The organism is Streptomyces sp. LS-MS-L19 (genome assembly GCF_058382285.1).
Genome location: NZ_JBYCLL010000001.1, coordinates 7,417,965 through 7,442,377, shown reverse-complemented (window position 1 = coordinate 7,442,377; position 24,413 = coordinate 7,417,965). Strand labels below are relative to the sequence as shown.

Here is a 24,413-nt window from a genome sequence, read left to right as displayed (position 1 = left end):
GTGGCCCGGTGCCCGCCCGGGGGTTCGGTCAGTAGACGTCCCGCACATAGCGCTTGTCGGTGGCGAGCTGCTTCACGTACGCCGCCGCGCCCGCCTCGTCCAGGCCGCCATGAAGGACCGCGATGTCCCTGAGCGCCTCGTCGACGTCCTTGGCCATGCGGGAGGCGTCCCCGCACACGTAGAAGTGGGCGCCGTCCTGGAGCCAGGACCACAGCAGCGGGCCGTGCTCGCGCATCCGGTCCTGGACGTAGACCTTGGCGCGCTGGTCGCGGGAGAAGGCGGTGTCCAGGCGGGTCAGGGTCCCGTCGGCGCGGAAGGCGTTCAGCTCGTCCTCGTAGTAGAAGTCGGTCGCCCGGTGCTGTTCCCCGAAGAACAGCCAGTTCGGGCCGCGTTGGCCGAGGGCGCGGCGCTGTTCCAGGAAGCCGACGAAGGGGGCGACGCCGGTGCCGGGGCCGACCATCACCATCGGCGTGGCGGAGTCGGCCGGCGGGCGGAAGTGCGGGGAGCGCTGGACGTGCACGGGAACCGGGGTGCCCGCGGCGGCGTCGGCCAGGAAGGGTGAGCAGACGCCTTGGCGGGGCTTGCCGCGCAGGTTCTCGTAGCGCACGACGGAGACGGTGAGCGAGACGAGGTGCGGGTCGGTCAGCGGGCTGGACGATATGGAGTACAGCCGCGGCTGGAGGCGTCCGAGGGTCCGCGCCCAGTCCTGCGGGGCGGCCTTCACGCCGTACTCGGTGATCACGTCCACGGCCTGCCGGCCCCAGCCCCACTTGGCCAGCTCGTCCTTGTTGTCCGGGCGCAGCAGCTTCTTCAACTCCCGTGGGTCACGGGTGTGTTCGGCGACGAAGCGGAGCAGGGCGGGGGTGATCCTGGTGATGTCCAGGTGCCGCAGGAACGCCTCGCCGAGCGGGACCTCGCCGACGCCGTTCACGTCCACGGCGGCCGTGGCGTCGAGGCCGGTCACCGCGAGCCATTCCTGGACCAGGTCCGCGGAGTTGAGCGGACGGATGCCGAGGGCGTCGCCGGCGTCGTACAGGAACGGGGTCTCGCCGTCCCGGGTGTCGAAGGTGAACCGCCGGACCTCCTTGCCGGCGCCGGGCAGGCTCAGCAGCCGGTTGCCGGTGAGGCGGGCGAGGACGGGGACGGGCTTCCTGGGGCGGGGCGGCGAGGTGGCGGGGAGGGCGGCCGGCGGGCTCGCGACGGAACCGGGCTCCATGCCAACGGGCGTCCCACGGAGGGGCGTTGCGGTGAGCCGGACCTGAGCGGACGTCGACCGGGAAACACCGGACCCCGCCCCCTCCGGGCCGGAGCCGGCCGTGTCGGACAGTGCCGTCAGGACCTGGTCCAGCCAGCCGTGTGCCGCGTCCTCGAAGTCCGGTTCGCAGTCCGTGCGGGGGGCCAGCCGCAGCGCGCCCAGCTCGTCGAGGCGCTGGTCGAGTCGGCGGCCGTGCCCGCAGAAGTCGTCGTACGACGAGTCGCCGAAGGCCAGTACCGCGTACCGCCGGCCCTCCAGCCGGGGGGTGCCGGGGTCGGCCAGGGCATCCCAGAAGCCGCTGCCGTTGTCAGGGGCGTCGCCGTCGCCGAAGGTGCTGGTGATCAGCAACAGATCGGCGCCGGGCGGCAGTTGGCCGAGGTCGGCCTGGTCCATGCCGACCAGGGAGGTGCTGTGGCCGACGGTGGTGAGGCGCTCGGCGGTGGCCGCCGCGAACTCCTCGGCGTTGCCGGTCTGCGAGGCCCACAGGATGACGACCTCGCGGCGCAGGACCGTCACCGGTGCGGGTGCGGCCGGGGACTGTGTGGCCGGGAGCTGTGTCGTCAGGGGCTGTGTGGTCGTCGCCCGTGAGTACATCCCGGCGAGTGTGCCGTTGACCCACAGGGCGTGCTCGGGGCTGAAGGGGGCGTCGGGAGGCAGCACCGGCACTCCGGGTGCGCCCGCCGGGACCCCGGCGAGAAAGCCGACCAGGTACTGGCGCTCCTGCGCGGTGAGGACTGGCGGCGGGGCCGGCGCGAGCCCGAACACGCCTGCGGCAACGGCGACCGAAGCGGTTTCCGGCTCGGCAACCGGTGTCGACACGGCCGAGCCCGCCGCAGGCGCCCGTACCGCCACCTTCGTCAGCGACACCGCGCACACCTTGAACTCCGGCTGGAACGACAGCGGGTCCACCGCGTCGCTCGTCACCGCGTTGACGCTGAGGTACTCCCCGAAGAGGTCGTTCCAGTGGAAGGGCGCGAAGCAGCACCCCGGCCGCACCCGGTCCGTCACGACCGCGGGCAGTACGGCCCGCCCGCGCCGGGAGGCCACCTCGACGGAGTCGCCTTCGACCACGCCCAGTGCCGAGGCGTCCTCGGGATGCAGTTCGACGAAGGGCCCGGGGTTCAGCTTGTTCAGCTTCGCCACCTTGGCCGTCTTGGTCAGCGTGTGCCACTGGTGCTGGAGCCGCCCGGTGTTGAGGACGAAGGGGTAGTCGTCGTCGGGCATCTCGGCCGGCGGGATGTGAGGCCGGGCGAAGAAGACGCCCCGCCCGCTCGCCGTGGGGAAGCGGAGCGTCCCGTCCTCCCCCACGTACCGGATCGGGTTGCGGTCGGGCCCGTCCTCGCTCGCCGCGGGCCACTGCACGGGCGTCCGCCGCAGCCGGTCGTAGGAGACCCCGCGCAGGTCCCAGCCGGTCTTCGGGTTCCAGGCCTGCTTGATCTCCTCGAAGACCTGCTCGGCGCTGTCGTACGAGAAGCCCTTCTCGTAGCCCATCTCGCGGGCGACGGCCGCGATGATCCGCCAGTCCGCCATGGCCTCGCCGGGCGGGTCGGCGACGGCCGGGGTCAGGGTGAGGTTGCGCTCGCTGTTGACGAAGACGCCCTCGCCCTCGGTCCACAGCGCGCCGGGCAGCACGACGTCGGCGTACGCGTTGGTCTCGGTGTCGGCGAAGACGTCCTGGGTGACGACGAACTCGGCGGCCTCCAGGCCCTCGATGACGGTACGGCGGCCCGCGACGGAGGCGACCGGGTTGGTGCAGATGATCCAGCAGGCCTTGATCTCGCCGTCGGCCATCTTCCGGAACAGCTCGACGGTGCCCTTGCCGACGCCGTCGGCGCGCAGGGTGTCCGGGGGCAGCTCCCAGAGCTCCTCGACGAAGGCCCGCTCGTCGTCGACGAGGACGGAGCGCTGGCCGGGCAGGCCCGGGCCCATGTAGCCCATCTCGCGGCCGCCCATCGCGTTGGGCTGGCCGGTGAGGGAGAAGGGGCCGCTGCCGGGGCGGCAGATCGCGCCCGTCGCGAGGTGCAGGTTGACCAGGGCGTTGGTGTTCCAGGTGCCGTGGGTGGACTGGTTGAGGCCCATGGTCCACAGGCTCATCCACTCACCGGCGGCGCCGATGAGCCGCGCCGCCTCCCGGATGTCCTCCTCCGCGAGGCCCGTCATCTCGGCGACCGCCGCGGGCGTGTAGTCGGCCAGGAACTCCGGCATCGCCTCCCAGCCCTCGGTGTGGGCGGCGATGAAGTCCGGGTCGGTGTCGCCGTTGGCGTGGAGGAGGTGCAGCAGGCCGTTCAGCAGGGCGAGGTCGGCGCCGGGCTTGATCTGGAGGAACAGGTCGGCCTTCGCGGCGGTGGCGGTGCGCCGCGGGTCGACGACGATCACCTTGGCGCCCGAGGCCTTGACCCGCTCCATCATGCGCAGGAAGAGGATGGGGTGGCAGTCGGCCGTGTTGGAGCCGATGACGAGGAAAAGGTCGGCCTTCTCGAAGTCCTGGTACGAGCCGGGCGGACCGTCCGCGCCGAGGGACAGCTTGTAGCCGGTGCCGGCGCTGGCCATGCACAGCCGGGAGTTCGACTCGATCTGGTTGGTGCGCAGGAAGCCCTTGGCCAGCTTGTTCGCCAGGTACTGCGCCTCCAGGCTCATCTGCCCGGACACGTAGAGCGCGACCGCGTCGGGGCCGTGCTCGTCGACGATCTCCCGCAGCCGCCGGGCCGTCTCGGTGATCGCCGTGCCGACGGCCTGCGGCACCGGTTCCTCGCCGCGCTCGGGGCGTACCAGGGCCGTGGTCAGCCGGCCGGGAGCGGCGAGCAGGTCGGCGGTGGTCGCCCCCTTGGTGCAGAGCTTGCCGAAGTTGGCCGGGTGCTCCTTGTCGCCGGAGGCCTTCAGGACCGTACGCCGTCCGTCCGGGCCCATGCCGATGTCGAGGACCAGGCCGCAGCCCACACCGCAGTACGAGCAGACCGTCCGCACCACGGGCACGCCTCCTGAGCTCAGCCGGTTCGATCTCCGTCGACCGTACGAAACACCCATTACGCAGATGTCTCCCGAGCCGTTCATCAGGAGTTACACCGCCCGCACACCTGACAAGGAACCCTTGTGAGCGCGTCCGGGGCCCCGATCCGACGCGACACAGACTTGGAACGGTTCCATTTCTTGAACCATTCAGGTTTATGGGGGTAGGTTGGTCACCATGACCGCCCCCCAGCTTCCGAACACCGCCGATGAGCTGCGCGGTGCCGGCCTGCGGGTGACGGCCGCGCGCGTCGCACTGCTCGAGACCGTTCGGGCCGGTGACCACCTCCCCGTCGACGCGATCGCCACGGGAGTGCGCGACCGTCTGGGCCACATATCGCTCCAGGCCGTCTACGAGGCTCTGCACTCGCTCACCGCGGCGGGTCTCGTACGCCGCCTCGAGCCGCCGGGCAGTCCTGCCCGGTTCGAGGGACGGGTCGGGGACAACCACCACCACCTGGTCTGCCGGTCGTGCGGGGCCGTCGTCGACGTCGACTGTGCCGTCGGCCACGCGCCCTGCCTGACAGCTTCCGACGACCGCGGCTTCTCGATCGACGAGGCCGAGGTCATCTACTGGGGCCTGTGCCCCGCCTGTTCCCCCCAAAGGCTTACTTCAGCACCGTGATCCACCCAGTTCGGAAGGACTGACATGTCTGAGAACCACGACGCAATCGTCACCGACTCCCAGCCCGAGGGCACCGGTGGCTGCCCGGTCGCGCACGGGCGTGCCGCGCACCCGACCCAGGGTGGCGGCAACCGCCAGTGGTGGCCGGAGCGCCTGAACCTGAAGATCCTTGCCAAGGACCCGGTCGTCGCGAACCCGCTCGGCGCGGACTTCGACTACGCCCAGGCCTTCCAGGCCCTCGACCTGGACGCCGTGAAGCGGGACATCGCCGAGGTGCTCACCAGCTCGCAGGACTGGTGGCCCGCCGACTTCGGCAACTACGGCCCGCTGATGATCCGCATGGCCTGGCACAGCGCCGGCACCTACCGCATCAGCGACGGCCGTGGCGGTGGCGGCCGTGGCCAGCAGCGCTTCGCGCCGCTGAACAGCTGGCCGGACAACGGCAACCTGGACAAGGCCCGCCGTCTGCTGTGGCCCGTGAAGAAGAAGTACGGCCAGTCCATCTCCTGGGCCGACCTCATGATCCTCACCGGCAACGTCGCCCTGGAGACCATGGGCTTCGAGACCTTCGGCTTCGGCGGCGGCCGCGCCGACGTCTGGGAGGCCGACGAGGACGTCTACTGGGGTCCCGAGACCACCTGGCTGGACGACCAGCGCTACACCGGTGACCGCGAGCTGGAGAACCCGCTCGGCGCCGTCCAGATGGGCCTCATCTACGTCAACCCCGAGGGCCCCAACGGCAACCCGGACCCGCTGGCCGCGGCCCGCGACATCCGTGAGACCTTCCGCCGCATGGCGATGAACGACGAGGAGACCGTCGCCCTCATCGCCGGTGGCCACACCTTCGGCAAGACCCACGGCGCCGGCCCGGCCGACCACGTCGGCAACGACCCCGAGGCCGCCTCCCTGGAGGAGCAGGGCCTGGGCTGGAAGTCCACCTACGGCACCGGCAAGGGCGGCGACGCCATCACCTCCGGTCTCGAGGTCACCTGGACCACCAAGCCGACGCAGTGGAGCAACGACTTCTTCGACATCCTCTTCGGCTACGAGTGGGAGCTCACCGAGTCCCCGGCCGGCGCCAAGCAGTGGGTGGCCAAGGACTCGCAGGAGATCATCCCGGACGCCCACGACCCGTCGAAGAAGCGCCGTCCGACGATGCTCACCACGGACCTCTCGCTGCGCTTCGACCCGATCTACGGCGAGATCTCCAAGCGCTTCCACGAGAACCCGGACCAGTTCGCGGACGCCTTCGCCCGCGCCTGGTACAAGCTGACCCACCGTGACCTGGGCCCGAAGTCCCTGTACCTCGGCCCGGAGGTCCCGGCGGAGACCCTGCTGTGGCAGGACCCGCTGCCGCAGGCCGAGGGCGAGGCCATCGACGCCGCCGACATCGCGGCCCTGAAGGTCAAGATCCTGGAGACCGGCCTCACGGTCTCGCAGCTGGTGTCGACCGCGTGGGCCTCGGCGTCCACCTTCCGCGGCAGCGACAAGCGCGGCGGTGCCAACGGCGCCCGTATCCGCCTGGAGCCGCAGCGCGGCTGGGAGGTCAACGACCCGGAGCAGCTCGCCCAGGTCCTGCGGGTCCTGGAGGGCGTCCAGGCCGAGTTCAACACCGGCGCCAAGAAGGTCTCGCTGGCCGACCTGATCGTCCTCGCGGGTGCCGCGGCGGTCGAGAAGGCCGCCAAGGACGCCGGCGTCGCGGTGGAGGTCCCCTTCACCCCGGGCCGCGTGGACGCGACGGAGGAGCACACCGACGTCGAGTCCTTCGCCGCGCTGGAGCCGGTCGCGGACGGCTTCCGCAACTACCTCGGCAAGGGCAACCGCCTGCCGGCCGAGTACCTGCTGCTCGACAAGGCGAACCTGCTCACCCTGAGCGCCCCCGAGATGACCGTCCTCGTCGGTGGCCTGCGGGTCCTCGGCGCCAACCAGGGCGGCACGGCGCACGGCGTCTTCACCGACCGTCCGGGCGTCCTGAGCAACGACTTCTACGTCAACCTGCTCGACCTGGGTACGACGTGGAAGTCCACCTCGGAGGACCAGACGGCGTTCGAGGGCCGGGACGCGGAGACGGGCAAGCTGAAGTGGACCGGCACCCGTGCCGACCTGGTCTTCGGCTCCAACTCCGAGCTGCGCGCCCTCGCCGAGGTCTACGCGAGCGACGACGCCAAGGAGAAGTTCGTGAAGGACTTCGTCGACGCGTGGGTCAAGGTCTCGAACCTGGACCGCTTCGACCTGGTCTGAGCGACCTCACCTGAGTGAGAAGGGGCCGGTCCTGGTGGACCGGCCCCTTTGCTCTGTTCAGCCGAGCGTGGCGACGAACTTCCCGAGCCGCGCGATGCCCTCGCGCAGCTCCTCGGCCGAGGCCGCGTAGGACAGCCGTACATGGGTCTCGGCGGTGGCCACCCCGAAGTCCCGGCCCGGCGTGAGGGCGACCTGCGCCTCGTCCAGCGCCCGTCCGCAGAACTCCCATGAGGTGAGCCCGGTGCCGCTGACGTCGAAGTAGACGTAGAAGGCGCCGTCGGGCGGCACGGGCACCGGCAGCCCGATCTGCGCGAGCCCGTCGAGGACGAGGGCCCGCCGCCGCCCGAACTCGGCCCGCCGCTCCTCGCACACGGCGAGCGACTCGGGCGTGAAGCAGGCGAGCGCGGCGTACTGGGCGGGGGTGGAGGCGCAGATCATGTAGTTCTGGGCGAGCCGCTCCAGCGCGGGCACCAGCGCCTCGGGCACCACGCACCAGCCCAGCCGCCAGCCGGTCATCCCGAAGTACTTCGAGAAGCTGTTGATGACCACGGCTTCCTGGTCGTACGACAGCACACTGCGCGGCGGCCGCCCGTGCTCGTCGTGATCGCCGAGGTCGAGGTAGATCTCGTCGACGATCCGCCACGCGTCCCGCTCCCGGGCGAACGCGCTGATCGCGGCCAGCTCGTCGGCCGGTACGGAGGTGCCGGTCGGATTGGAGGGACTGGCGACCATGATCCCGCGGGTGCGGTCGGTCCAGTGCGCCCGCACCGACCCGGTGTCCAGCTGGTACCGCGACGCGGCGCTGGTGGGCACAAGGCCGACCCGCGCGCCGAAGCTCTCGGCGATCTGCCGGTTGCAGGGGTAGGAGGGGTCGGCGATCAGCACCTCGTCCCCGGGGTCGACGAGCGCGGCGGCACCCAGCACCAGCGCGGCGGAGGCCCCGGCGGTCACGACGACCCGGCCCGGATCGACCTCGACACCGTGCCGCTCACCGTAGAACCGCGCTATGGCCAGCCGCAGTTCGGGCAGCCCGAGCGCCCCGGTGTAGCTCATGGGCCGACTGCCCACGCCGTCCCGCATCGCCTCGATCACGGCCGGCGGCGCCCCGAAGTCCGGCTCCCCCAGGCTGAGTTTGACGACGTGACGCCCCTCGGCCTCCAGCGCGGCAGCATGCTTGCCGAACTCCATGGCATAGAACGGCGCGACGGACCGAGCCCGCTGCGAGATCCTCATACGGTCGGCCTCCTGGGGTCCTCGAATCACGTCGAACTATACGAGGCGGGGTAAAGGGGCAGGTCAGGCGTCTTGGTCGAGCCACTGTGCCACCAGGTGGGCAAGCCAGCACCTCAGAGTCATGTCGGGAGGAAGCTCGGCCACCAGGGTGGGACATTGCCCGGGCACGACGGCGCGGGGTAGGCGTCCGGCATGCCGAGCCATGTGACAAGGAACCAGGCGAACCACAGGGTGAAGACAAGCCCTACGCCCAGGGCTGCGCTGCGATGACGTCTGCCGAGGGTGCCGTACAGGATCACCCAGGGCACCGCGGCCGTGAGCCAGATGAGAGGCGTGAGGAACAGCAGACTCAAGCTGTTGGCCGCGGCGTTGACGCCGATGTCACAAGCAGCCCACGCCCTGCCGACAGCGGCGACGGACGCCACCGCGGTGAGTCCTCCGAAGAGGACACCAAGGCCGATTCCTCTGCCCCAGCGGCTCGGTGGACTCGACGACTCGGCTCCCACAGGTATCTCGATGTCTCAGCTCACTCCGGCCGCGTCCAGCAGGGTCGTCACCGTGGGGGTGACGAGGCCTGTCAGTTTGTCGGCTCCGATGCCCGCGCGGGCGCTGGCGCCGTCGAAGACCAGGCTGAGCTGTCGGGCCAGCAGGTCGGGGTCGCCGGCGCCACCCCGTTCGGCCTCGGAACGGAAGAAGGCGGTCAGGTTCGCCTTGACCTGGTGGGCCACCCGGCTCGCGGGATGGCCCTGGTCCTTGAGCTCGATCTGGACGGCCAGATACCGGCATCCCCGGAACTCGGGCGCACCCGATTGCGACTCCACCCGCTCGAAGACGTGCAGGATGCGCTCGCGGGGGGTACGGCCGTCGTCCGCCGCCGGAAGGAGGGTTGCCGCATAAGCGGTGGCACGCTCCTTCAGGCTCACCGCCAGCAGTTCGTCCTTGCTCTCGAACAGCTGGTACATCGAGCGCTTCGACACACCCGCGGCCTTGCACAGCGCCTCGACGCCGATGTTGACACCGTCTCGGTAGGTGAGCGTGGCCGCCGCCTCCAGCAGTCGCTCCCTGGGGCTCAGTTTCACTTCGGTGGTCATACCGTGAGGTTAACCCGAAGCGGACGAAATGAAAACCGATCGGTTTCCGCAGGTCCGGGCGAGAGGCCCGGCGACGGCCGGGGGGAACGGCCGTCGCCGAGCCATGGTGGTGCGCGCGCCCGCCGTCCCCGTCAGGGCGCCGCACACCGGGGCCACTCCGAGTAATGGCCCGCTCGAGTGACCGGACAGAGCGACCGGCCAAAACGCCCCACCGGCGCGACCGGCCGTCATGCCGGCACGTGACCGCCGCTCACGGCGTACGCCCCTCCCCGTCGCCGGCCCCGGAGCGTTTCGCCGGGGGCTGCCAGCCGCCGGTGACTTCCTTGACGGGCTTGTGGGGGAAGCGGCGCCGGGCGTACTCCTGGGCGGGCGAGCCGGGCAGGACGTACAGGGTTTCCTTCTTGTCCTGGAGCGGGCGCAGCACGGTGTCCATGAACGTCCTGCGGTCGTCCAGGTAGGGCCCCAGAACGTCCTCTCCCGCGGGGCATACGGCCACGCAGTAGCCGGACTTGTAGCCGGGCGGCGAGGACAGGCTCTGCCACATCGAGGCGTTCTCGGAGTCGCTGACCCGGGAGCGGTAGTCGGCGGCGTCCTCGCTGTCGGCCACGGTCTGCGCCCAGTCGGTGAACCCGCTCATGAACTCCCGGTAGTTGTGCGTGGTGCAGGCCAGGGCGTCGAAGGCGCCGTCCTTGGCGATGGCGCCGACCGGGCAGGCGGCGACGCACAACTTGCAGTCGATGCAGGGGTTGTAGTCGAGGGCCTGTCCGTACGCGCTCACCTCCGCGTCCACCAGAACGGTCACGAGCAGAATGAAGCTGCCGAACTTCGGGTGGATGACGTTGCGGTGCAGGCCCATCACCCCGAGCCCGGCGGCCACCGCGACGGTCTTGTGCGCCACCACCCAGATCCGCTCCTTGGGGAAGCGGTCCATCTCCTGCGGGAAGCCGACGGACGGATTGAGCGCCCGGTAGCCGGCGTCCTGGAGCGCCCGAGTGACCTTGCGGGCGGCGTGGTTGGCCTGGTCGTCGGCCTGGTGGTACTCCTGGTTGGCCACGCTGCGGGCCGGAGAACGGCAGTTGTCGCGGTTCATCCGCACCGCCATCGCGATCAGGGAGCGGGTGCCGGGCAGCGCGGACTGCGTGCACTCCCGCTCACCGGCCAGGTCGGGGTGGTCCAGGCTGACGGCGGCGGCATCGTCCGCGCCGGCCGCGAGACACAACTCGCGCAGCCACTCCGCGTCGATCACCGCGGGCGGCCGTACGACGTCACCGGCCTCGCGCCGGGCGAGTACGGCCCGTACCGACGGGTGGGCCGCCAGCCTCGCCGGAATCGGGCGACGGGCGGGGTGCCCCTCGGTGTCACGCGCGGCGGTCATCCGTGCTCCAGGGATGGGGGGTGCGGGCTCACCACGACGGGCGAGAAACCGATCAGTTTCACCACCGTAAACCGATCGGTTTTCACACGCAAGTCCCCAGCACCGAGCCGGCATACGCCGAACTGCCCCAGGGGCGCGGGGAACTGCGCGACCAGCCCCCACGCACCCGCACCCGCCCCCGCACCCGCACCGACACCGGCACCCGCCCCCGCACCCGCCCGACAACCGAACCCGGCACCCCCCTCACCGCACGCCCGCCGCGTCAAGCAGCGTGGCCACCGTCGGCGCGAGCAGACCCCCCTGCGTTTCGACCTTGATCCCCGCACGCGCGCTCGCGCCGTCGAAGACCAGGATCAGTTGCCGGGCCAGCAGCTCCGGATCCCTCGCCCCGCCCTGTTCGGCCTCGGCACGGAAGAAGGCCGTCACGTCGTCCTTCACCCCGCGGGCGACCCGGCTGGCGGGATGGTCCGGATCCTTGAGCTCGATCTGCGCGACGAGATACCGACAGCCCTGGAAGTCGGCCACACCCGCCTGCGCCTCGGCCTGCCCGAAGACGTGCAGGATCCGCTCGCGGGGCGGACGGTCGTCGTCCGCCGTCGGCAGGAGTGCCGCCACATAGTCGGAGGCGCGCTCCTCCAGAGTGGCCGCCAGCAGTTCGTCCTTGCTCTCGAACAGCTTGTACATGGAGCGCTTGGACACCCCCGCCTCCCTGCACAGCGCGTCGATGCCGATGTTGACGCCGTCTCGGTAGGTGAGCCTTCCCGCCGCCTCCAGCAGGCGCTCTCGGGAGCTTGGCATTGCTTCGGTGGTCATACGGCGAGGTTAACTCGATTCCGGCCGATTGGAAACCGATCGGTTTACGGCGTGCGCGGCAAGGCGGGGCAGGCGCCGGACAGCACGACGACGGGGGTGGCGCCAGAACGGCGGCACCCCCGTCACGGCCCACCCTCAGTGGGCGATCACCGGCTCGCCCTCCGACGGCGCCAGCGCCGCGTTCGGCATCAGGAACGCCGCCAGCACCGCACCGACCACGAAGATCCCGGCTCCCCACGCCAGCGTGGCCGTGTAGCTCTCGACCCCGGCCTGGGCCATGGTCAGCGCGCCCGGCTTGTGCGAGGACAGGTAGTCGGTCGCGGCCGACGAGGCGACGGTGGTCAGCAGCGCCGTACTGATCGAACCGCCCACCTGCTGGCTGGTGTTGATCAGCGCCGAGGCCACACCCGAGTCCTCGTGATGCAGGCCTGAGGTCGCTCCCTGGAACGCGGTGGTCATCACCGCACCGATGCCGAGCCCCAACAGGATCATGCCCGGCATGATGTCGGCGACGTAGGCGCTGTTCAGGGTGAGCTGCGTCAGCAGGGCCATACCGGACGCGGAGACCAGGAAGCCGGCGCTGACCACGACCTTCGGACCGACCCTGGGCAGCAGCAGCGACGGCACCGTGGTCGACGCGGCGACGATGCCCCCGACCATCGGCAGGAAGGACAGCCCGGCCTCGATCGGCGAGTAGCCGATGCTGGCCTCCAGGTAGTACGTCAGGAACAGGAAGATCGAGAACATCCCCATGCCCAGGACGAACACGGCCAGGAACGAACCACCCCGGGTCCGGTCCAGCACCACGCGCAGCGGCAGCAGCGGATGCGGCACCCTGAGTTCCAGCCAGGCGAAGACCCCGAGCAGTACCACCCCGCTGATCATGGAGCCGAGGGCGACGGGGTCGGTCCAGCTGGTGGACTCGACGTGCGCGAACCCGTAGACGATGCCGAACAGCGCCGCGCTCACCGCGACGGTGCCGGGAATGTCGATCCTGGGTCGTTCGGTGTGCGCGGGCTTGGCCAGCAACAGCAGCGCACCGACCAGCGCGACGCCCGCGAAGACGACGTTCACGTACATCACCCAGCGCCAGGACGCCCATTCGGTGAGCATGCCGCCGAGCAGGAGTCCGACCGCGGCGCCCGCACCGGACAGCGCACTGAAGATGCCGAAGGCCTTCGGCCGCTCGGCCGGATCGGTGAAGGTCACACTGAGCAGCGAGAGCGCGGCGGGCGCGAGCAGCGCGGCGAACAGGCCCTGGGCCACACGGGCCGCGACGAGTATCTCGAAGCTGGTCGCCGCACCGCCCACGACGGATGCGGCCGCGAAACCGACCAGGCCGGTCACAAAGGTCGTACGACGCCCGAACAGGTCACCGAGTCGGCCGCCGAGCAGCAGCAGGCTGCCGAAGGCCAGGGCGTACCCCGTGATGACCCACTGCCGGCTGCCGTCACTGAAACCGAGGTCGTGCTGCGCTTCGGGCAGCGCGATGTTCACGACGGTCGCGTCGAGCGTGACCATGAGCTGCGCCACGCCCAGCACGACGAGCACCCACCAGCGCACGGCATGTGAGCCGCGGCGGCCCGAGTCTGTTTTCCCGGAGGCGGGCGCTCCGCGGTCGAAGGTGGTACTCACTTTTCCCCTTAGTCGCTGGTCATGGACCGACCACCGGTCGGAAACCGATCTGTTTCCCCTAGGAAAACAGATCGGTTTCCCGCATGCAAGCGGACCGGGTCGCACGGCTGTCCGGACAGAGGAATCCACACGCCGGTCCGACCGACGACCGCGTCGGCGAACCGGCACCCGTCCCGCGGGCTACAGCGTCCGCTCCTCCCGCCCGCACGCACGGCGATCGTGGCGACGGTGGTTCGCGTCCTCCTGGGCCAGGCGCCGCAGCAGCCTCACGACCGGCTCGAACAGCACGCTGAGGACCACCGCCCGCTCGGCGAGGGTGACCTGGTCCTCGATCCCTTCCAACTGCGCGAAGTCCAGGTCCGCGGTGGAGGTGGCGAGCCGCGCGTAGGGGACGAGGTCGTCGGCCGCGTAGTCGGCGCCGAGGCGGCTCAGCGCCGCGAGGCTCTCGGCGAGGGCCGGGCGGTGCGGGGACGCGTCGGAGATCTGCCAGCCCATGCTCGCGATGAGGGTCTCGACCCGCTCGGCGGCCGCGCCGGCTGCCACTTCCTCACCGGCATTCCCGTCGCCCTCACCGCCCTCCCCCTCCCCGACCGCCTCCGCGGAAGGAACGGGCAGAGCGTGGTGGACGACGGCCAGGGTCTCGAACGCGTCCAGCGGCTGCTCGACGGCTTCGAGCACCTCCCGGGCGCGGGCAACGGACAGCCCGCCGAGCTGGATGAGGGAACGGATCAGACGCAGTCGCCGGACGTGCTCCTCGTCGTACTCGACCGTGGTCGGATTCAGCGCGCGCCCCTCCGGGAGCAGCCCCTCCCGTCGGTAGTACTTGATGGTCGCCACCGGCACCCCGGACCGTCGGCTGAGCTCCGAAATCCTCATGCGCTCCCTCACGCTCGACTGTCCCTCCAGTATCGCGTTACCGGGGGTTGCACCACCGAGCTCGATAGTGCCACTATCAGGCACTCGATAGCAGCACTACCGAGTGCTTCTCCGGCATGCCTTCTTCGCGCGCCCGGCCTCGACGCACCCGGTACACATCGACCCACCCCGCACCCCCTCGACTCACCCCGCACCCCCTCGACGTTCACCTCGACAACGGAGGTCCACGCATGTCCCAGCAAACGGGCAGGACGCACTGGAAGCGTTTTGCCATCGGCGCGGTGCCGACCGTGGCCGCCACAGCCGCTGTCGCCGTCTCCATGGCCCAGGGCGCGCTGGCCGCTTCGTTCAGCATCTCCGGTTCCGACTTCAAGGTCTCCGCCGGTTCCCTGAGCGGCTCCGGATTCGCCAACTACGCGACGGTGGACGTCGCCAAGAACGGCAAGCACATACCCGTCTCCGTCTCGGCCCTGGAGAAGGCGAAGATCACCGACATGTGCCAGTCGGTGCCCGTGGACATCCCGGTGCTCGGGACCTACACGATGTCGCTCAAGGCCGGCGGCGAGGGCACCGCCGTCAAGGCCAGGAACCTGTACATCGACATGACCGACCTCCAGGCCAAGTCCGGCACCTTCAGGAACGTCGACATCGGCGTGGCCACCGGCTCCATCACAAAGGGCCAGGTCAACCCCAAGGACCACGTCGATCCCGACGGCTACGCCCAGCAGGCCGACTCCATCGAGATCATCGACGCCCACCAGAAGGTCTGGGCCACCTCCGCCGGAACGTTCGAACTCGCGGGCCTGCACATGAACATTGCGCCCGGCCGCCACGACTGCTTCTGACACCCCGGCCCACCCCGCCCCCTATCCCCCCGCCCCACCCCGGATCCGCCCCGCCCGCCGACGAGTTGGGAACCTCCACATGACGAGTGCCGGCGCACCCGCGCACCCCCACAGTGACAGCGGCTTCGCCCGCGCTCGCCAGGGCTTTCGGACCTGGCGGCGCACCCGCCCCTTCTGGGCGGGGCTGCTGGTGCTCCTGGCAGCCGCGCCGATCATCTACTTCCCGTACTTCAACCTCTCCCTGGGCGCCCTGTCGGTCGCGATGTCCACCACCGCGGGGGCGGGGTCCCTGGTCATCGGGCTGACGCTGATCGTCCTCGGTGGACTCCTGTGGTTCCAGCCGGTCATCAGGTTCTTCGCCGGGTGCGTGGCCGTCTTCCTCGGTGTGCTGTCGCTGCCCATCTCGAACTTCGGCGGCTTCTTCTTCGGCACGCTGTGTGCCGCCACGGGTGGACTCCTGGCCCTGGCGTGGGGCCCGGTGAACACGGCCGACGACACCGAGGGGCCGGCGGAAGGGGCCGGCGAATGACCGACCAGTCGCCCGACCTCCACGGCGGGGCCGTAGCACCGCACCACCAGCGGTCGTCGAAAGGCCGTCACGCCGTTCCCCGTACGTCCGCGCTGACCCGACTGCGCCTGCCGCTCGGGAAGGCTCTCGCACTCACCGCGCTGCCGACCGTCCTCGTCCTGGCGAGCCAGCGTCCACCCACGGTCGACACGAGCGCCACCGCGGCTCATTCCGCTCCCGAGGAGGAGTTCGCCGACGGCGTCGACTGCGCCCGCCCCGGCGACACGGCAGCCCCCTCCCCCACTTTCTCGGCCACCGTTCCGGGCACGCCGGGTGCCCCCACGAGCGAGGCGGCCCCCGTCGAGCCACGGGAGCGCGGGACCGTCGGAAAGGCGGCCCCGGCCCCGACTACGACCGCCTCACCGACGGCCACCGCTTCACCGAGCACGGCCGCCTCACCGACGGCGACCGCCGCACCAACCGCGACCGCCGCCCCCAACGCCCTCGCAGACCTCCTCGGCTCCCTCCTCCCCGGCGCCACCGAAGAGCAGAGCCCGCAACCCGGCACGACTCCCACCCCGATCCCGACCGCCCCGACGCAGACGCCGACGACCGCGAATCCCTCCGCCGCACCCCCGACCACACCCCACGCCTCCCCCACCCCCCACACAGACGTGCCGCGAACACCCACCCCCCACCACCGGACCACCGAGCCGCCACCCCGCCCGACACCCACCACAGCAGCCCCCCGCACCTGCGACATCAGCGACCTCAAGGCCCCCGAGGACACGAGCGCCGGTCGATTCGCCGCCGAGTCCTGGAACATGAAGGGAACCCGCCTCGGACTGCACGACCTCGTCTTCGGTGGCGTGGTGACCGTGGACACGGCCGCCGGGCCCAAGCGGGTGCTCAAGTTCTCGGCGGCGGCCGTCACGATCCGCGACCTGAAGATGGCCGTACCCGTCGGCCCGCAGATCCAGCACATCGACGGAGCACCCGGATCGACGTCCACGCTGCGAGGCGACCGCATCACCATGTACGTCGAGAGCCTGACGGGCACCCTCTCCGGCATCGAAGGCCTGCCCCTGCCGCCGGCCCTCCGCCTGCACCTCACTCCCGACACCGTGCCGGAGTGGCTCTACGACACGGTCGGGACGCTCGGCCTCAAGCTACGGCTCGACCTGACCGATGCCGATATCGACCAGGCGGGACAGACCGGCGGAGAGCTCGTCGTCCCAGGTATCCACGGGTACGGGACGCCCCGGTGAATCCTTGACCGTGGCGGGCTTGCGCTCGGAAACCGATCGGTTTACCTTAGTGGAAACCGATCGGTTTCACGTTCTCCGGTGCGAGCCGTGACCGTTTTGGTAATCCCTCACCCACAAGGAGTCGGCGAGATGCCCAGCCAAGAGTCACGTCCCACCCTTCACCTTCCCGGGACCACCAGCCACACGATCCCCCCGCGCGGCGACCGGGAGGGACAGCTGCGCTACCTCAAGGCGGGCACCGGCGCCCCCCTGGTCCTGCTGCACACCGTGCGGACCCAGGCCGAGCACTTCCGCGCGCTCATCCCGCTGGTCGCGGAGCACTACACGGTCTACGCCCTGGACCTGCCGGGGATGGGCTACTCGCAGATCGTGCCCGGGGCGTCGTACGACGAACCCGCGATGCGCGCGGGCGTCAAGCGCCTGCTGACCGAACTCGACCTGCACGACGTGACGTTGGCCGGCGAGTCCATGGGCGCGGTGCTCGCCCTGACCACCGCGGCCGACCTCCCCGAACGCGTCCGACGCGTCGTCGCGGTCAACGCCTACGACTTCGCCGGCGGCATCGCCCGCTCCAGCCTCCTCGCCCGCATCGTGGTCACCGGCGTCCTCGCCCCCGGCGTGGGCCCCGTGATCGCCGGGGTCGAGCCCAAGCCCGCGATGCGCACGATCTTCCAGGGCGGCCTCGGCGACAAGAGCGCACTGCGCGAGGACTACCTGGACGAACTCCTCCGGGTGGGCAAGCACCCCGGCTACCCCACCGTCGCCCGGAGTGTCTACCAGGCCCTGCCCAGCCTCATCGCGGCCCGCACCCGCTACCCCGAGGTCAAGGCACCCATCCACCTCGTCTACGGCGAGAAGGACTGGTCCCGCCCCTCGGACCGGGAAGCCAACCGCCAGCTCCTGCCCACCGCCGACTTCACCCAGGTCCCCGGGGCCGGCCACTTCATCGCCCTGGAACGCCCCGACGTCCTGGCCGACCTGCTGAACAGGACAGCGTGACCCGGACGAGCCACACCGAACACGGCTCCGGCCCGACCAACCGGGCCGCCGCTCCGGTAGCCCCGGCGGCGCGTGCACGCGCCGCCGGTCACACCACCCCGCGTCCCGTCGCTGACGGCCCGAGCGAGCGGGAAACCACAGCTCAGAGCCCCTTCGCGGCAGGCTCCAGAATCGCCACGCACTCCATGTGATGCGTCATCGGAAACAGATCGAACACCCGAAGCGTCCGCACCCGGTACCCCCCGTCCCGGAAGTACCCCAGGTCCCGAGCCAGCGCGGCGGGATCGCAGGCGACGTACGCGATGCGGCGGGCGCCCAGGGACGACAGGTGCTCCACCGTCTTGCGCCCCGCCCCCGCCCGCGGCGGATCCAGGACGATCAGGTCGACCTCGGTGATGCCCGTGCGCGGCAGGACGCTCTCGACCTTGCCCTGCTCGATACGGACCCGGTCGAAGCCGGCGAGGTTGTGGCGGGCGTCCTCGACCGCGCGCTTGCCGGACTCGATGCCGAGCACCGCGCCCTGGTCGCCGAGGCGGTCGGCCAGGGCGCCCGCGAACAGGCCGACACCGCAGTACAGGTCGAGCGCCATCTCGCCCTTGCGCGGCAACAGGCCCTGCATGACCGCCTTCACCAGGGTGTCGGCCGCCTGCGGGTGGACCTGCCAGAAGCCGCCGCTGCCCACCCGGTGGGTGCGGCCGTCGGCGCGCTCACGCACGAACGCGCGGCCGTGGACGCGGTGGATGCCGCCGTCCTTCTCCTCGACGCGCATCACGGAGACGGGCTTGTCGAGCTCCACCAGGGGCAGCCGGGCGCCCGGGCGGGGCTCCAGGATGACCATGCGGTCCTGCGAACCGGTCGCCGCGATCGCCTCCACCGAGGCCATCCCCGACCAGTCGCGCTCCTCGATGCCCAGCTCGCTCACGCCGGGCGCGGCGATCATGCAGTGCTCGATCGGCTCGACCTCGTGCGAACGGTGGCGGCGCAGACCGGCGTTGCCGTCGGCGTCCACCGCGTACTGCACGCGCGTGCGCCACGACGGCACCTCGCCCGCCGGCAGCTTGTCGCCCTCGGCGGGCATCACCGTGCCGTCCCAGCCCGCCTCCTCGGGGGTGAGCCCCGCGAGCCGCTTCAGCTGCTCGGCGACCACCTCGCCCTTGAGCCGCCGCTGGGCCCCCGGCTTGGCGTGCTGCCAGTCGCAGCCGCCGCAGCGGCCGGGACCGGCGTAGGGACAGGGTGCCTCGATGCGGTCCTTGGAGGCCTCCAGCACCGTCACCGCGTCGGCGCGCAGGAACCGCGCGCCCTCCTCGCCCTCGGTGACCCGGGCCACGACCCGCTCACCGGGCAGCGTGTGCCGGACGAACAGCACCTGGCCGTCGGACGTACGGGCGATGCAGTGACCGCCGTGGGCGACGGGGCCGACCTCGACCTCGAACTCCGTCCCCACCAGCGATTTCTTCGGTTCTGCCTGCATGGCGGGGTGACTCCAAAAAAGTGAGGGACGCGCGTCGGGACAACAGCCGACCAGTCTACTTCGGCGCCGACGACTCCTTCGCCCGGTCCACAGCGGCCGGACCGCGCCGCACCGAACCCGGCGCGTTCCACTCCTGCCGCCTGCGGGCCCGCAGCTTCGCCGCCTCGGAGGACTGGAGCTGGTACGGCACCGAGGTCACCATGACCCCCGGCGTGAACAGCAGCCGCCCCTTGAGCCGCAGCGCGCTCTGGTTGTGCAGCAGATGCTCGTACCAGTGGCCCACCACGTACTCGGGGATGATCACGGCCACGGCGTCGCGCGGCGACTCCTTCCGGAGCCCCTTCACGTACTCGATGATCGGCCGCGTGATCTCGCGGTAGGGCGAGTCCAGCACCTTCAGGGGTACGTCGATCCCGCGCCGCTCCCACTCGGCGCGCAGCGCCTTGGTCTCGGCCGGGTCCACGTTGACGCTCAGGGCCTCCAGCGAGTCCGAGCGCATCAGCTTGGCGTAGGCGAGCGCGCGCAGCGCCGGGCGGTGGATCTTGGAGATCAGGACCACGGAGTGGACGCGGGAGGGCCGCAGGCTGTCGTCGCTCGGGCCCTCGGGCGCGGCGAGCTCCTCCGCGACGCGGTCGTAGTGCTTACGGATCGCCGTCATCGTCGCGTAGAAGATGCACATGCCCAGCAGGGCGACCCAGGCGCCGTGGGTGAACTTGGTGACCAGGACGACGACCAGGACCAGCCCGGTGAAGAAGGCGCCGAAGGCGTTGATCGCCCGGGAGCGGATCATGTGGGTGCGCTTGGCGGGGTCCTTCTCGGTCGCCAGATGGCGGTTCCAGTGCCGGACCATGCCGGTCTGGCTGAGCGTGAAGGACACGAACACGCCGACGATGTAGAGCTGGATCAGCCGGGTCGAGTCGGCGCCGTAGATCCACACCAGCATCGCGGCCGCGCCGGCCAGCAGCACGATGCCGTTGGAGAAGGCGAGGCGGTCGCCGCGGGTGTGCAGCTGGCGCGGGAGGTAGCGGTCCTGGGCGAGGATCGAGCCGAGCAGCGGGAAGCCGTTGTAGGCCGTGTTGGCGGCCAGGAACAGCACCAGGGCGGTGGCCGCGGCCAGCACGACGAACAGGAAGCTGCCCTTGCCGAAGACGGCCTCGGCGACCTGGGAGATCACCGGGTTCTGGACGTAGTCCGAGCCGAGGGCGACGCCGTTGTGGAGCAGGTCCACGGCCGGGTTCTCGGCCATGCGGACGTTGGTGGCCATGGCCAGCGCGATGATCCCGCAGAACATGGTGACGGCCAGCAGGCCCATCATCGCGAGCGTGGTCGCCGCGTTCTTCGACTTGGGCTTGCGGAAGGCGGGCACGCCGTTGGAGATCGCCTCGACGCCGGTGAGCGCGGCACAGCCGGAGGAGAAGGCGCGCAGCATCAGGAAGACCAGCGCGAAGCCCGCCAGGCCCTGGTGCTCGGCCTTGATGTGGTAGTCCGCCGTCGGTGCCCGCATGGTGTCGCCGAGGACCAGGCCCCGGAACGCCCCCCACGCGATCATGACGAAGACGCCCGCGACGAAGACGTAGGTCGGGATCGCGAAGAGCGAGCCGGACTCCTTGACCCCACGCAGGTTCATCAGGGTCAGCAGCACGATCACGGCGATCGCGCACAGCACCTTGTGCTCGACGACGAAGGGGACCGCTGAGCCGAGGTTCTCGATGCCGGAGGCGATGGAGACGGCGACCGTGAGGACGTAGTCGACGAGCAGGGCGCTGGCGACCGTGAGGCCGGCCTTGGGGCCGAGGTTGGTGGTGGCCACCTCGTAGTCGCCGCCGCCGCTCGGGTACGCGTGCACGTTCTGCCGGTAGGAGGCGACCACGGTGAACATCAGCACGACGACCGCGACGGCGATCCAGGGGCTGAAGTGGTACGCCGACACGCCCGCGATGGACAGGACCAGCAGCACCTCGCCGGGCGCGTACGCCACGGACGACAGCGGGTCGGAGGCGAACACGGGTAGGGCGATGCGCTTCGGCAGGAGCGTTTCCCCGAGCCGATCACTGCGCAGTGCGCGCCCGATCAGAATCCGTTTGGGCACGTCGGTCAGTTTGGACACAACAGTGCATCGTAGGCGTTCGAACGCATGCCCAACCACCCGCCACCCCACATCTGCCCACCGAGTGAAATGCGGCGCCCCACCGGCAGCGGATTCCGCGGCCGGACGGATCGGCATGCCTATATGACAAGACCCCGTCCGTCACCCGCCCCTCACCCGCCCCTCACCCGCCCCCGGAGGCCCCCATGGACACCACCGCGCAACTGATCGGCGCGGCCGCCGCCCTCGTCGGCCTCGGAATCCTGACCCTCGCGAGTGTCCGCAGCATCAGCCGCCGCTGACGGCACGAAGTCGGGGGCAACCGTGCACAGGGGTGCCGTCGTCCTACCGCGCGTGTGTAGCTTGGGCCTCTGTCTGAGACCCTGATGTGGCTGAGCAGTAGTTATTGACACCGGAAGGACGGTCGTGCACATCGTCATCATGGGCTGCGGGAGAGTGGGTTCCGCTCTCGCCCAGACCCTGGAGCAACAGGGGCACACGGTCGCCGTGATCGACCAGGACCCCACCGCCTTCCGACGACTGGGCTCCGGTTTCGGCGGCCGGCGTGTCACCGGAGTCGGCTTCGACCAGGACACCCTGCGCGAGGCGGGCATCGAGGAGGCCGGTGCCTTCGCCGCCGTCTCCAGCGGCGACAACTCCAACATCATCGCCGCGCGCGTGGCCCGCGAGATGTTCGGCATCGAGAACGTCGCGGCCCGTATCTACGACCCTCGGCGCGCCGAGGTCTACCAGCGCCTCGGCATCCCGACGGTGGCCACGGTCCGCTGGACGGCGGACCAGATGCTGCGCCGCCTGCTGCCGTCCGGCGCGGAGCCGCTGTGGCGCGACCCCACCGGCGGGGTCCAGCTGGCCGAGGTGCACGCCTCGTCCGCCTGGGTCGGCCACAAGATCAGCAGGATGCAGGAGGAGACGGGCGTCCGGGTGGCGTTCCTGACCCGCCTCGGCGAGGCGATCCTGCCCACCTCGCAGACCGTGCTCCAGGAGGGTGACCTGGTCCACGTGATGATGCGCACGGACGACATCGAGAAGGTCGAGGCGTCCTTCGCCGAGGGCCCCGAAGAGGAGGGCGGTCACTGATGAGGGTCGCCATTGCCGGTGCCGGCGCGGTCGGCCGCTCGATCGCGGGCGAACTGCTGGAGAACGGCCACGAGGTCCTTCTCATCGACAAGGCGCCGACCGCCATCTCGGTCGAGCGCGTCCCGCAGGCGGAGTGGCTGCTCGCCGACGCCTGCGAGATCACCTCCCTGGACGAGGCCGCGCTCCAGCGCTGCAACGTCGTGATCGCCGCGACCGGCGACGACAAGGTCAACCTGGTCGTCTCCCTGCTGGCGAAGACGGAGTACGGCGTCCCGCGGGTCGTCGCCCGGGTGAACAACCCGAAGAACGAGTGGCTCTTCAACGAGTCCTGGGGCGTGGACGTCGCCGTCTCCACCCCGCGCCTGATGTCGGCCCTGGTCGAGGAGGCGGTGAGCGTCGGCGACCTGGTCCGCCTGCTCCGCTTCAGCCACGGCGACGCCAACCTGGTCGAGCTGACCCTTCCGGAGGAGTCGGCCCTGGCCGGCACCACGGTCGGCGACGTGGAGTGGCCCGAGGACACCTCCCTGGTCACCATCATCCGCGGCACCCGCGTCCTGACCCCCTCCCAGGAGGACTCCCTGGAGGCGGGCGACGAACTCCTGTTCGTGGCGGCCCAGGCCCGCGAGGAGCAGCTGGAGGACCTGCTGTCGGTCCGCAAGGAAGAAGCTTCCTAGGCCGTACGACGACGGAGGGCGCCCTGCGTGATGCAGGGCGCCCTCCGTCGTCGTAGAGCGATCTAGGCTTCGCGCCGGTGCCGCCCGCCCGCGGTCTCGGTGTCCCCGCGCTCGGCGTCCTGCGCGGCCTTGCGTGCCTCCTCGGCCTTCTCCTCGGCCTCCATCTCCGCGAACACGTCGATCGGAGCGGGTGCCTTCGCGAGGAAGACCCAGGTGAGCCAGACGGCCAGCAGGAACGGCGGGATCTTCAGGGCGACCAGGACCCAGCCGAGCTGCGCGGTGTCGGCCCACCAGTACAGCGGGAAGAGGATCGCGCACTTGGCGAGCAGGATGCCGCCCCAGGCGTAACTGGCCTTGGCGTACGCCTTCTTGCGGCCGGGGTTGCGGGTCCGCCAGGAGAGGTTCTCCTTGAAGACCGGGCCGAGGATGAGCCCCATCAGCGGCACCCCGGCGAGGGTGGTGATGACGTAGGCGAGGCCCAGGCCCAGGGTGTACAGCATGCCGGGCAGGTAGAAGTTCTTGGCGTTGCCGGTCATCATCGCGAAGACGACACCGAAGGCGACGCCGAAGACGCCGCTGAAGGCGTGCTTGACGGTGTCGCGCATGACCAGGCGGACCACGACCAGCAGCAGGGACACCGCGAGCGCGGCGATCGCCGACAGGTGCAGGTCCTTGTTGATCGTGAAGATCGTGACGAAGAGCAGCCCTGGCAGGACCGTCTCGACCATGCCCCGGACGCCGCCGAACGCCTCGAAGAGGGCGGCCTCGGTCACCGCCCGTGCGTCGTCGGCCTGAGTGTCTTCGGTCGGCTTGTCGAGAGACGTCACCGGCTACTCCCGTCCGAGGGGTCGGAGTTCGTATTTCGGATTGAACAGCACCCGTCGGCCCCGGCTCATCGAGATCCGGCCCGACGCGATCAGCTTGCGCCCCGGTTCTATCCCGACGATGGAGCGTCTGCCGAGCCACACCACGTCCAGGGCGGCGGAGCCGTCGAACAGCTCGGCCTCCAGGGCGGGGACGCCCGCGCGCGGCCGCAGGGTGACCGTGCGCAAGGTACCAGTAACGGTCACGATCTGGCGGTCGTGGCAGTCACCGATCCGGGTGCAGCCGGCGGTCTCGGTGTCCTCGCGCAGCTCCTCGGACTCCAGGTCCTCCTGCGACGAGGAGAGCCGGTCGAGCATGCGCCGGAACCGGCTCACCGGCTTCTCGGAACGAGGAACAGCACTCATATCCGAAAGCGTACCGGGGCCCGCCGACAGCGTTGTACCCACAGCACTGGCGTTCGAACCGGCCCTTCGTTACCGGCACCTCACT

20 protein-coding genes are annotated in these 24,413 nt (G+C 70.6%); 8 read left to right on the top strand and 12 right to left on the bottom strand.

What is annotated here, in order from left to right:
• Window positions 1-28 precede the first annotated feature (28 nt).
• Entirely contained in the window at window positions 29-4,279 is a 4,251-nt protein-coding gene (locus tag AC2XR2_RS33235) for a bifunctional nitrate reductase/sulfite reductase flavoprotein subunit alpha (RefSeq protein ID WP_491517039.1), read from the bottom strand.
• Between the two features lie 160 nt (window positions 4,280-4,439).
• On the opposite strand from AC2XR2_RS33235, the gene AC2XR2_RS33230 reads away from it, so the two are divergent.
• Together AC2XR2_RS33230 and katG are read left to right on the top strand one after the other, a co-directional pair.
• Window positions 4,440-4,886 (top strand): Fur family transcriptional regulator, encoded by a 447-nt coding sequence (locus tag AC2XR2_RS33230; protein ID WP_330263929.1) that lies wholly within the window; start codon window positions 4,440-4,442, stop codon window positions 4,884-4,886.
• A gap of 24 nt (window positions 4,887-4,910) precedes the next feature.
• Window positions 4,911-7,127: a catalase/peroxidase HPI gene (gene katG, locus AC2XR2_RS33225; protein WP_491517038.1), complete on the top strand. Its 2,217-nt coding sequence runs from the start codon at window positions 4,911-4,913 to the stop codon at window positions 7,125-7,127.
• A 57-nt stretch (window positions 7,128-7,184) separates the two neighbouring features.
• On the opposite strand, the gene AC2XR2_RS33220 is transcribed toward katG, so the two are convergent.
• The 7 genes from AC2XR2_RS33220 to AC2XR2_RS33190 form a co-directional block, all read right to left on the bottom strand.
• Entirely contained in the window at window positions 7,185-8,360 is a 1,176-nt protein-coding gene (locus AC2XR2_RS33220) for a pyridoxal phosphate-dependent aminotransferase (RefSeq protein ID WP_491517037.1), read from the bottom strand.
• A gap of 119 nt (window positions 8,361-8,479) precedes the next feature.
• Window positions 8,480-8,785: a hypothetical protein gene (locus AC2XR2_RS33215; protein WP_491517036.1), complete on the bottom strand. Its 306-nt coding sequence runs from the start codon at window positions 8,783-8,785 to the stop codon at window positions 8,480-8,482.
• Window positions 8,786-8,881: 96 nt separating this feature from the next.
• The gene (locus AC2XR2_RS33210) at window positions 8,882-9,451 is read right to left on the bottom strand and encodes a TetR/AcrR family transcriptional regulator (protein WP_381303686.1); all 570 of its coding nucleotides are present in this window, start codon (window positions 9,449-9,451) and stop codon (window positions 8,882-8,884) included.
• Window positions 9,452-9,701: 250 nt separating this feature from the next.
• Window positions 9,702-10,826: a 4Fe-4S binding protein gene (locus tag AC2XR2_RS33205; protein WP_491517035.1), complete on the bottom strand. Its 1,125-nt coding sequence runs from the start codon at window positions 10,824-10,826 to the stop codon at window positions 9,702-9,704.
• 243 nt (window positions 10,827-11,069) lie between these two features.
• Window positions 11,070-11,639: a TetR/AcrR family transcriptional regulator gene (locus AC2XR2_RS33200; RefSeq protein WP_491517034.1), complete on the bottom strand. Its 570-nt coding sequence runs from the start codon at window positions 11,637-11,639 to the stop codon at window positions 11,070-11,072.
• A 135-nt stretch (window positions 11,640-11,774) separates the two neighbouring features.
• Window positions 11,775-13,274, bottom strand: coding sequence for an MFS transporter (locus AC2XR2_RS33195; RefSeq protein WP_449353256.1), 1,500 nt, complete (start codon window positions 13,272-13,274; stop codon window positions 11,775-11,777).
• 180 nt (window positions 13,275-13,454) lie between these two features.
• Complete coding sequence (locus tag AC2XR2_RS33190) at window positions 13,455-14,150, bottom strand: MerR family transcriptional regulator (RefSeq protein ID WP_491517033.1); 696 nt, start codon at window positions 14,148-14,150, stop codon at window positions 13,455-13,457.
• A gap of 230 nt (window positions 14,151-14,380) precedes the next feature.
• Between AC2XR2_RS33190 and AC2XR2_RS33185 the strand changes: the two genes are divergently transcribed.
• The 4 genes from AC2XR2_RS33185 (at window position 14,381) to AC2XR2_RS33170 (ending at window position 17,770) form a co-directional block, all read left to right on the top strand.
• Window positions 14,381-14,995 (top strand): DUF6230 family protein, encoded by a 615-nt coding sequence (locus AC2XR2_RS33185; RefSeq protein ID WP_381305023.1) that lies wholly within the window; start codon window positions 14,381-14,383, stop codon window positions 14,993-14,995.
• 79 nt (window positions 14,996-15,074) lie between these two features.
• Window positions 15,075-15,524, top strand: coding sequence for a DUF6114 domain-containing protein (locus AC2XR2_RS33180; RefSeq protein ID WP_330263938.1), 450 nt, complete (start codon window positions 15,075-15,077; stop codon window positions 15,522-15,524).
• Window positions 15,521-16,771 (top strand): hypothetical protein, encoded by a 1,251-nt coding sequence (locus tag AC2XR2_RS33175; protein WP_491517032.1) that lies wholly within the window; start codon window positions 15,521-15,523, stop codon window positions 16,769-16,771. Before AC2XR2_RS33180 ends, AC2XR2_RS33175 begins: the two co-directional genes overlap by 4 nt.
• 129 nt (window positions 16,772-16,900) lie before the next feature.
• A complete protein-coding gene (locus AC2XR2_RS33170; protein ID WP_491517031.1) occupies window positions 16,901-17,770 on the top strand; it encodes an alpha/beta fold hydrolase in 870 nt (289 codons plus the stop codon).
• 142 nt (window positions 17,771-17,912) lie between these two features.
• On the opposite strand, the gene AC2XR2_RS33165 is transcribed toward AC2XR2_RS33170, so the two are convergent.
• Window positions 17,913-19,241 carry a class I SAM-dependent RNA methyltransferase gene (locus AC2XR2_RS33165; protein WP_449353252.1) on the bottom strand — a complete coding sequence of 443 codons (1,329 nt, stop codon included), beginning with the start codon at window positions 19,239-19,241 and terminating at the stop codon, window positions 17,913-17,915.
• A gap of 55 nt (window positions 19,242-19,296) precedes the next feature.
• Window positions 19,297-21,348: an APC family permease gene (locus tag AC2XR2_RS33160; RefSeq protein WP_330263942.1), complete on the bottom strand. Its 2,052-nt coding sequence runs from the start codon at window positions 21,346-21,348 to the stop codon at window positions 19,297-19,299.
• 405 nt (window positions 21,349-21,753) lie between these two features.
• On the opposite strand from AC2XR2_RS33160, the gene AC2XR2_RS33155 reads away from it, so the two are divergent.
• Together AC2XR2_RS33155 and AC2XR2_RS33150 are read left to right on the top strand one after the other, a co-directional pair.
• Complete coding sequence (locus AC2XR2_RS33155) at window positions 21,754-22,425, top strand: potassium channel family protein (RefSeq protein ID WP_123763562.1); 672 nt, start codon at window positions 21,754-21,756, stop codon at window positions 22,423-22,425.
• Window positions 22,425-23,099: a potassium channel family protein gene (locus tag AC2XR2_RS33150; protein ID WP_037710885.1), complete on the top strand. Its 675-nt coding sequence runs from the start codon at window positions 22,425-22,427 to the stop codon at window positions 23,097-23,099. Before AC2XR2_RS33155 ends, AC2XR2_RS33150 begins: the two co-directional genes overlap by 1 nt.
• 62 nt (window positions 23,100-23,161) lie before the next feature.
• Here the strand turns inward: AC2XR2_RS33150 and AC2XR2_RS33145 are convergent, their stop codons facing one another.
• Both AC2XR2_RS33145 and AC2XR2_RS33140 read right to left on the bottom strand, forming a co-directional pair.
• A complete protein-coding gene (locus tag AC2XR2_RS33145; RefSeq protein WP_330263943.1) occupies window positions 23,162-23,926 on the bottom strand; it encodes a DUF3159 domain-containing protein in 765 nt (254 codons plus the stop codon).
• A gap of 3 nt (window positions 23,927-23,929) precedes the next feature.
• Window positions 23,930-24,328, bottom strand: coding sequence for an OB-fold nucleic acid binding domain-containing protein (locus AC2XR2_RS33140; protein WP_330263944.1), 399 nt, complete (start codon window positions 24,326-24,328; stop codon window positions 23,930-23,932).
• Window positions 24,329-24,413 lie beyond the last annotated feature (85 nt).

Coding starts and splice junctions, on each gene's coding strand:
- AC2XR2_RS33235 (WP_491517039.1), bottom strand. CDS start 4,279: ATGGGTGTTTCGTACGGTCGACGGAGATCGAACCGGCTGAGCTCAGGA.
- AC2XR2_RS33230 (WP_330263929.1), top strand. CDS start 4,440: ATGACCGCCCCCCAGCTTCCGAACACCGCCGATGAGCTGCGCGGTGCC.
- katG (WP_491517038.1), top strand. CDS start 4,911: ATGTCTGAGAACCACGACGCAATCGTCACCGACTCCCAGCCCGAGGGC.
- AC2XR2_RS33220 (WP_491517037.1), bottom strand. CDS start 8,360: ATGAGGATCTCGCAGCGGGCTCGGTCCGTCGCGCCGTTCTATGCCATG.
- AC2XR2_RS33210 (WP_381303686.1), bottom strand. CDS start 9,451: ATGACCACCGAAGTGAAACTGAGCCCCAGGGAGCGACTGCTGGAGGCG.
- AC2XR2_RS33205 (WP_491517035.1), bottom strand. CDS start 10,826: ATGACCGCCGCGCGTGACACCGAGGGGCACCCCGCCCGTCGCCCGATT.
- AC2XR2_RS33200 (WP_491517034.1), bottom strand. CDS start 11,639: ATGACCACCGAAGCAATGCCAAGCTCCCGAGAGCGCCTGCTGGAGGCG.
- AC2XR2_RS33190 (WP_491517033.1), bottom strand. CDS start 14,150: ATGAGGATTTCGGAGCTCAGCCGACGGTCCGGGGTGCCGGTGGCGACC.
- AC2XR2_RS33185 (WP_381305023.1), top strand. CDS start 14,381: ATGTCCCAGCAAACGGGCAGGACGCACTGGAAGCGTTTTGCCATCGGC.
- AC2XR2_RS33180 (WP_330263938.1), top strand. CDS start 15,075: ATGACGAGTGCCGGCGCACCCGCGCACCCCCACAGTGACAGCGGCTTC.
- AC2XR2_RS33175 (WP_491517032.1), top strand. CDS start 15,521: ATGACCGACCAGTCGCCCGACCTCCACGGCGGGGCCGTAGCACCGCAC.
- AC2XR2_RS33170 (WP_491517031.1), top strand. CDS start 16,901: ATGCCCAGCCAAGAGTCACGTCCCACCCTTCACCTTCCCGGGACCACC.
- AC2XR2_RS33165 (WP_449353252.1), bottom strand. CDS start 19,241: ATGCAGGCAGAACCGAAGAAATCGCTGGTGGGGACGGAGTTCGAGGTC.
- AC2XR2_RS33150 (WP_037710885.1), top strand. CDS start 22,425: ATGAGGGTCGCCATTGCCGGTGCCGGCGCGGTCGGCCGCTCGATCGCG.
- AC2XR2_RS33140 (WP_330263944.1), bottom strand. CDS start 24,328: ATGAGTGCTGTTCCTCGTTCCGAGAAGCCGGTGAGCCGGTTCCGGCGC.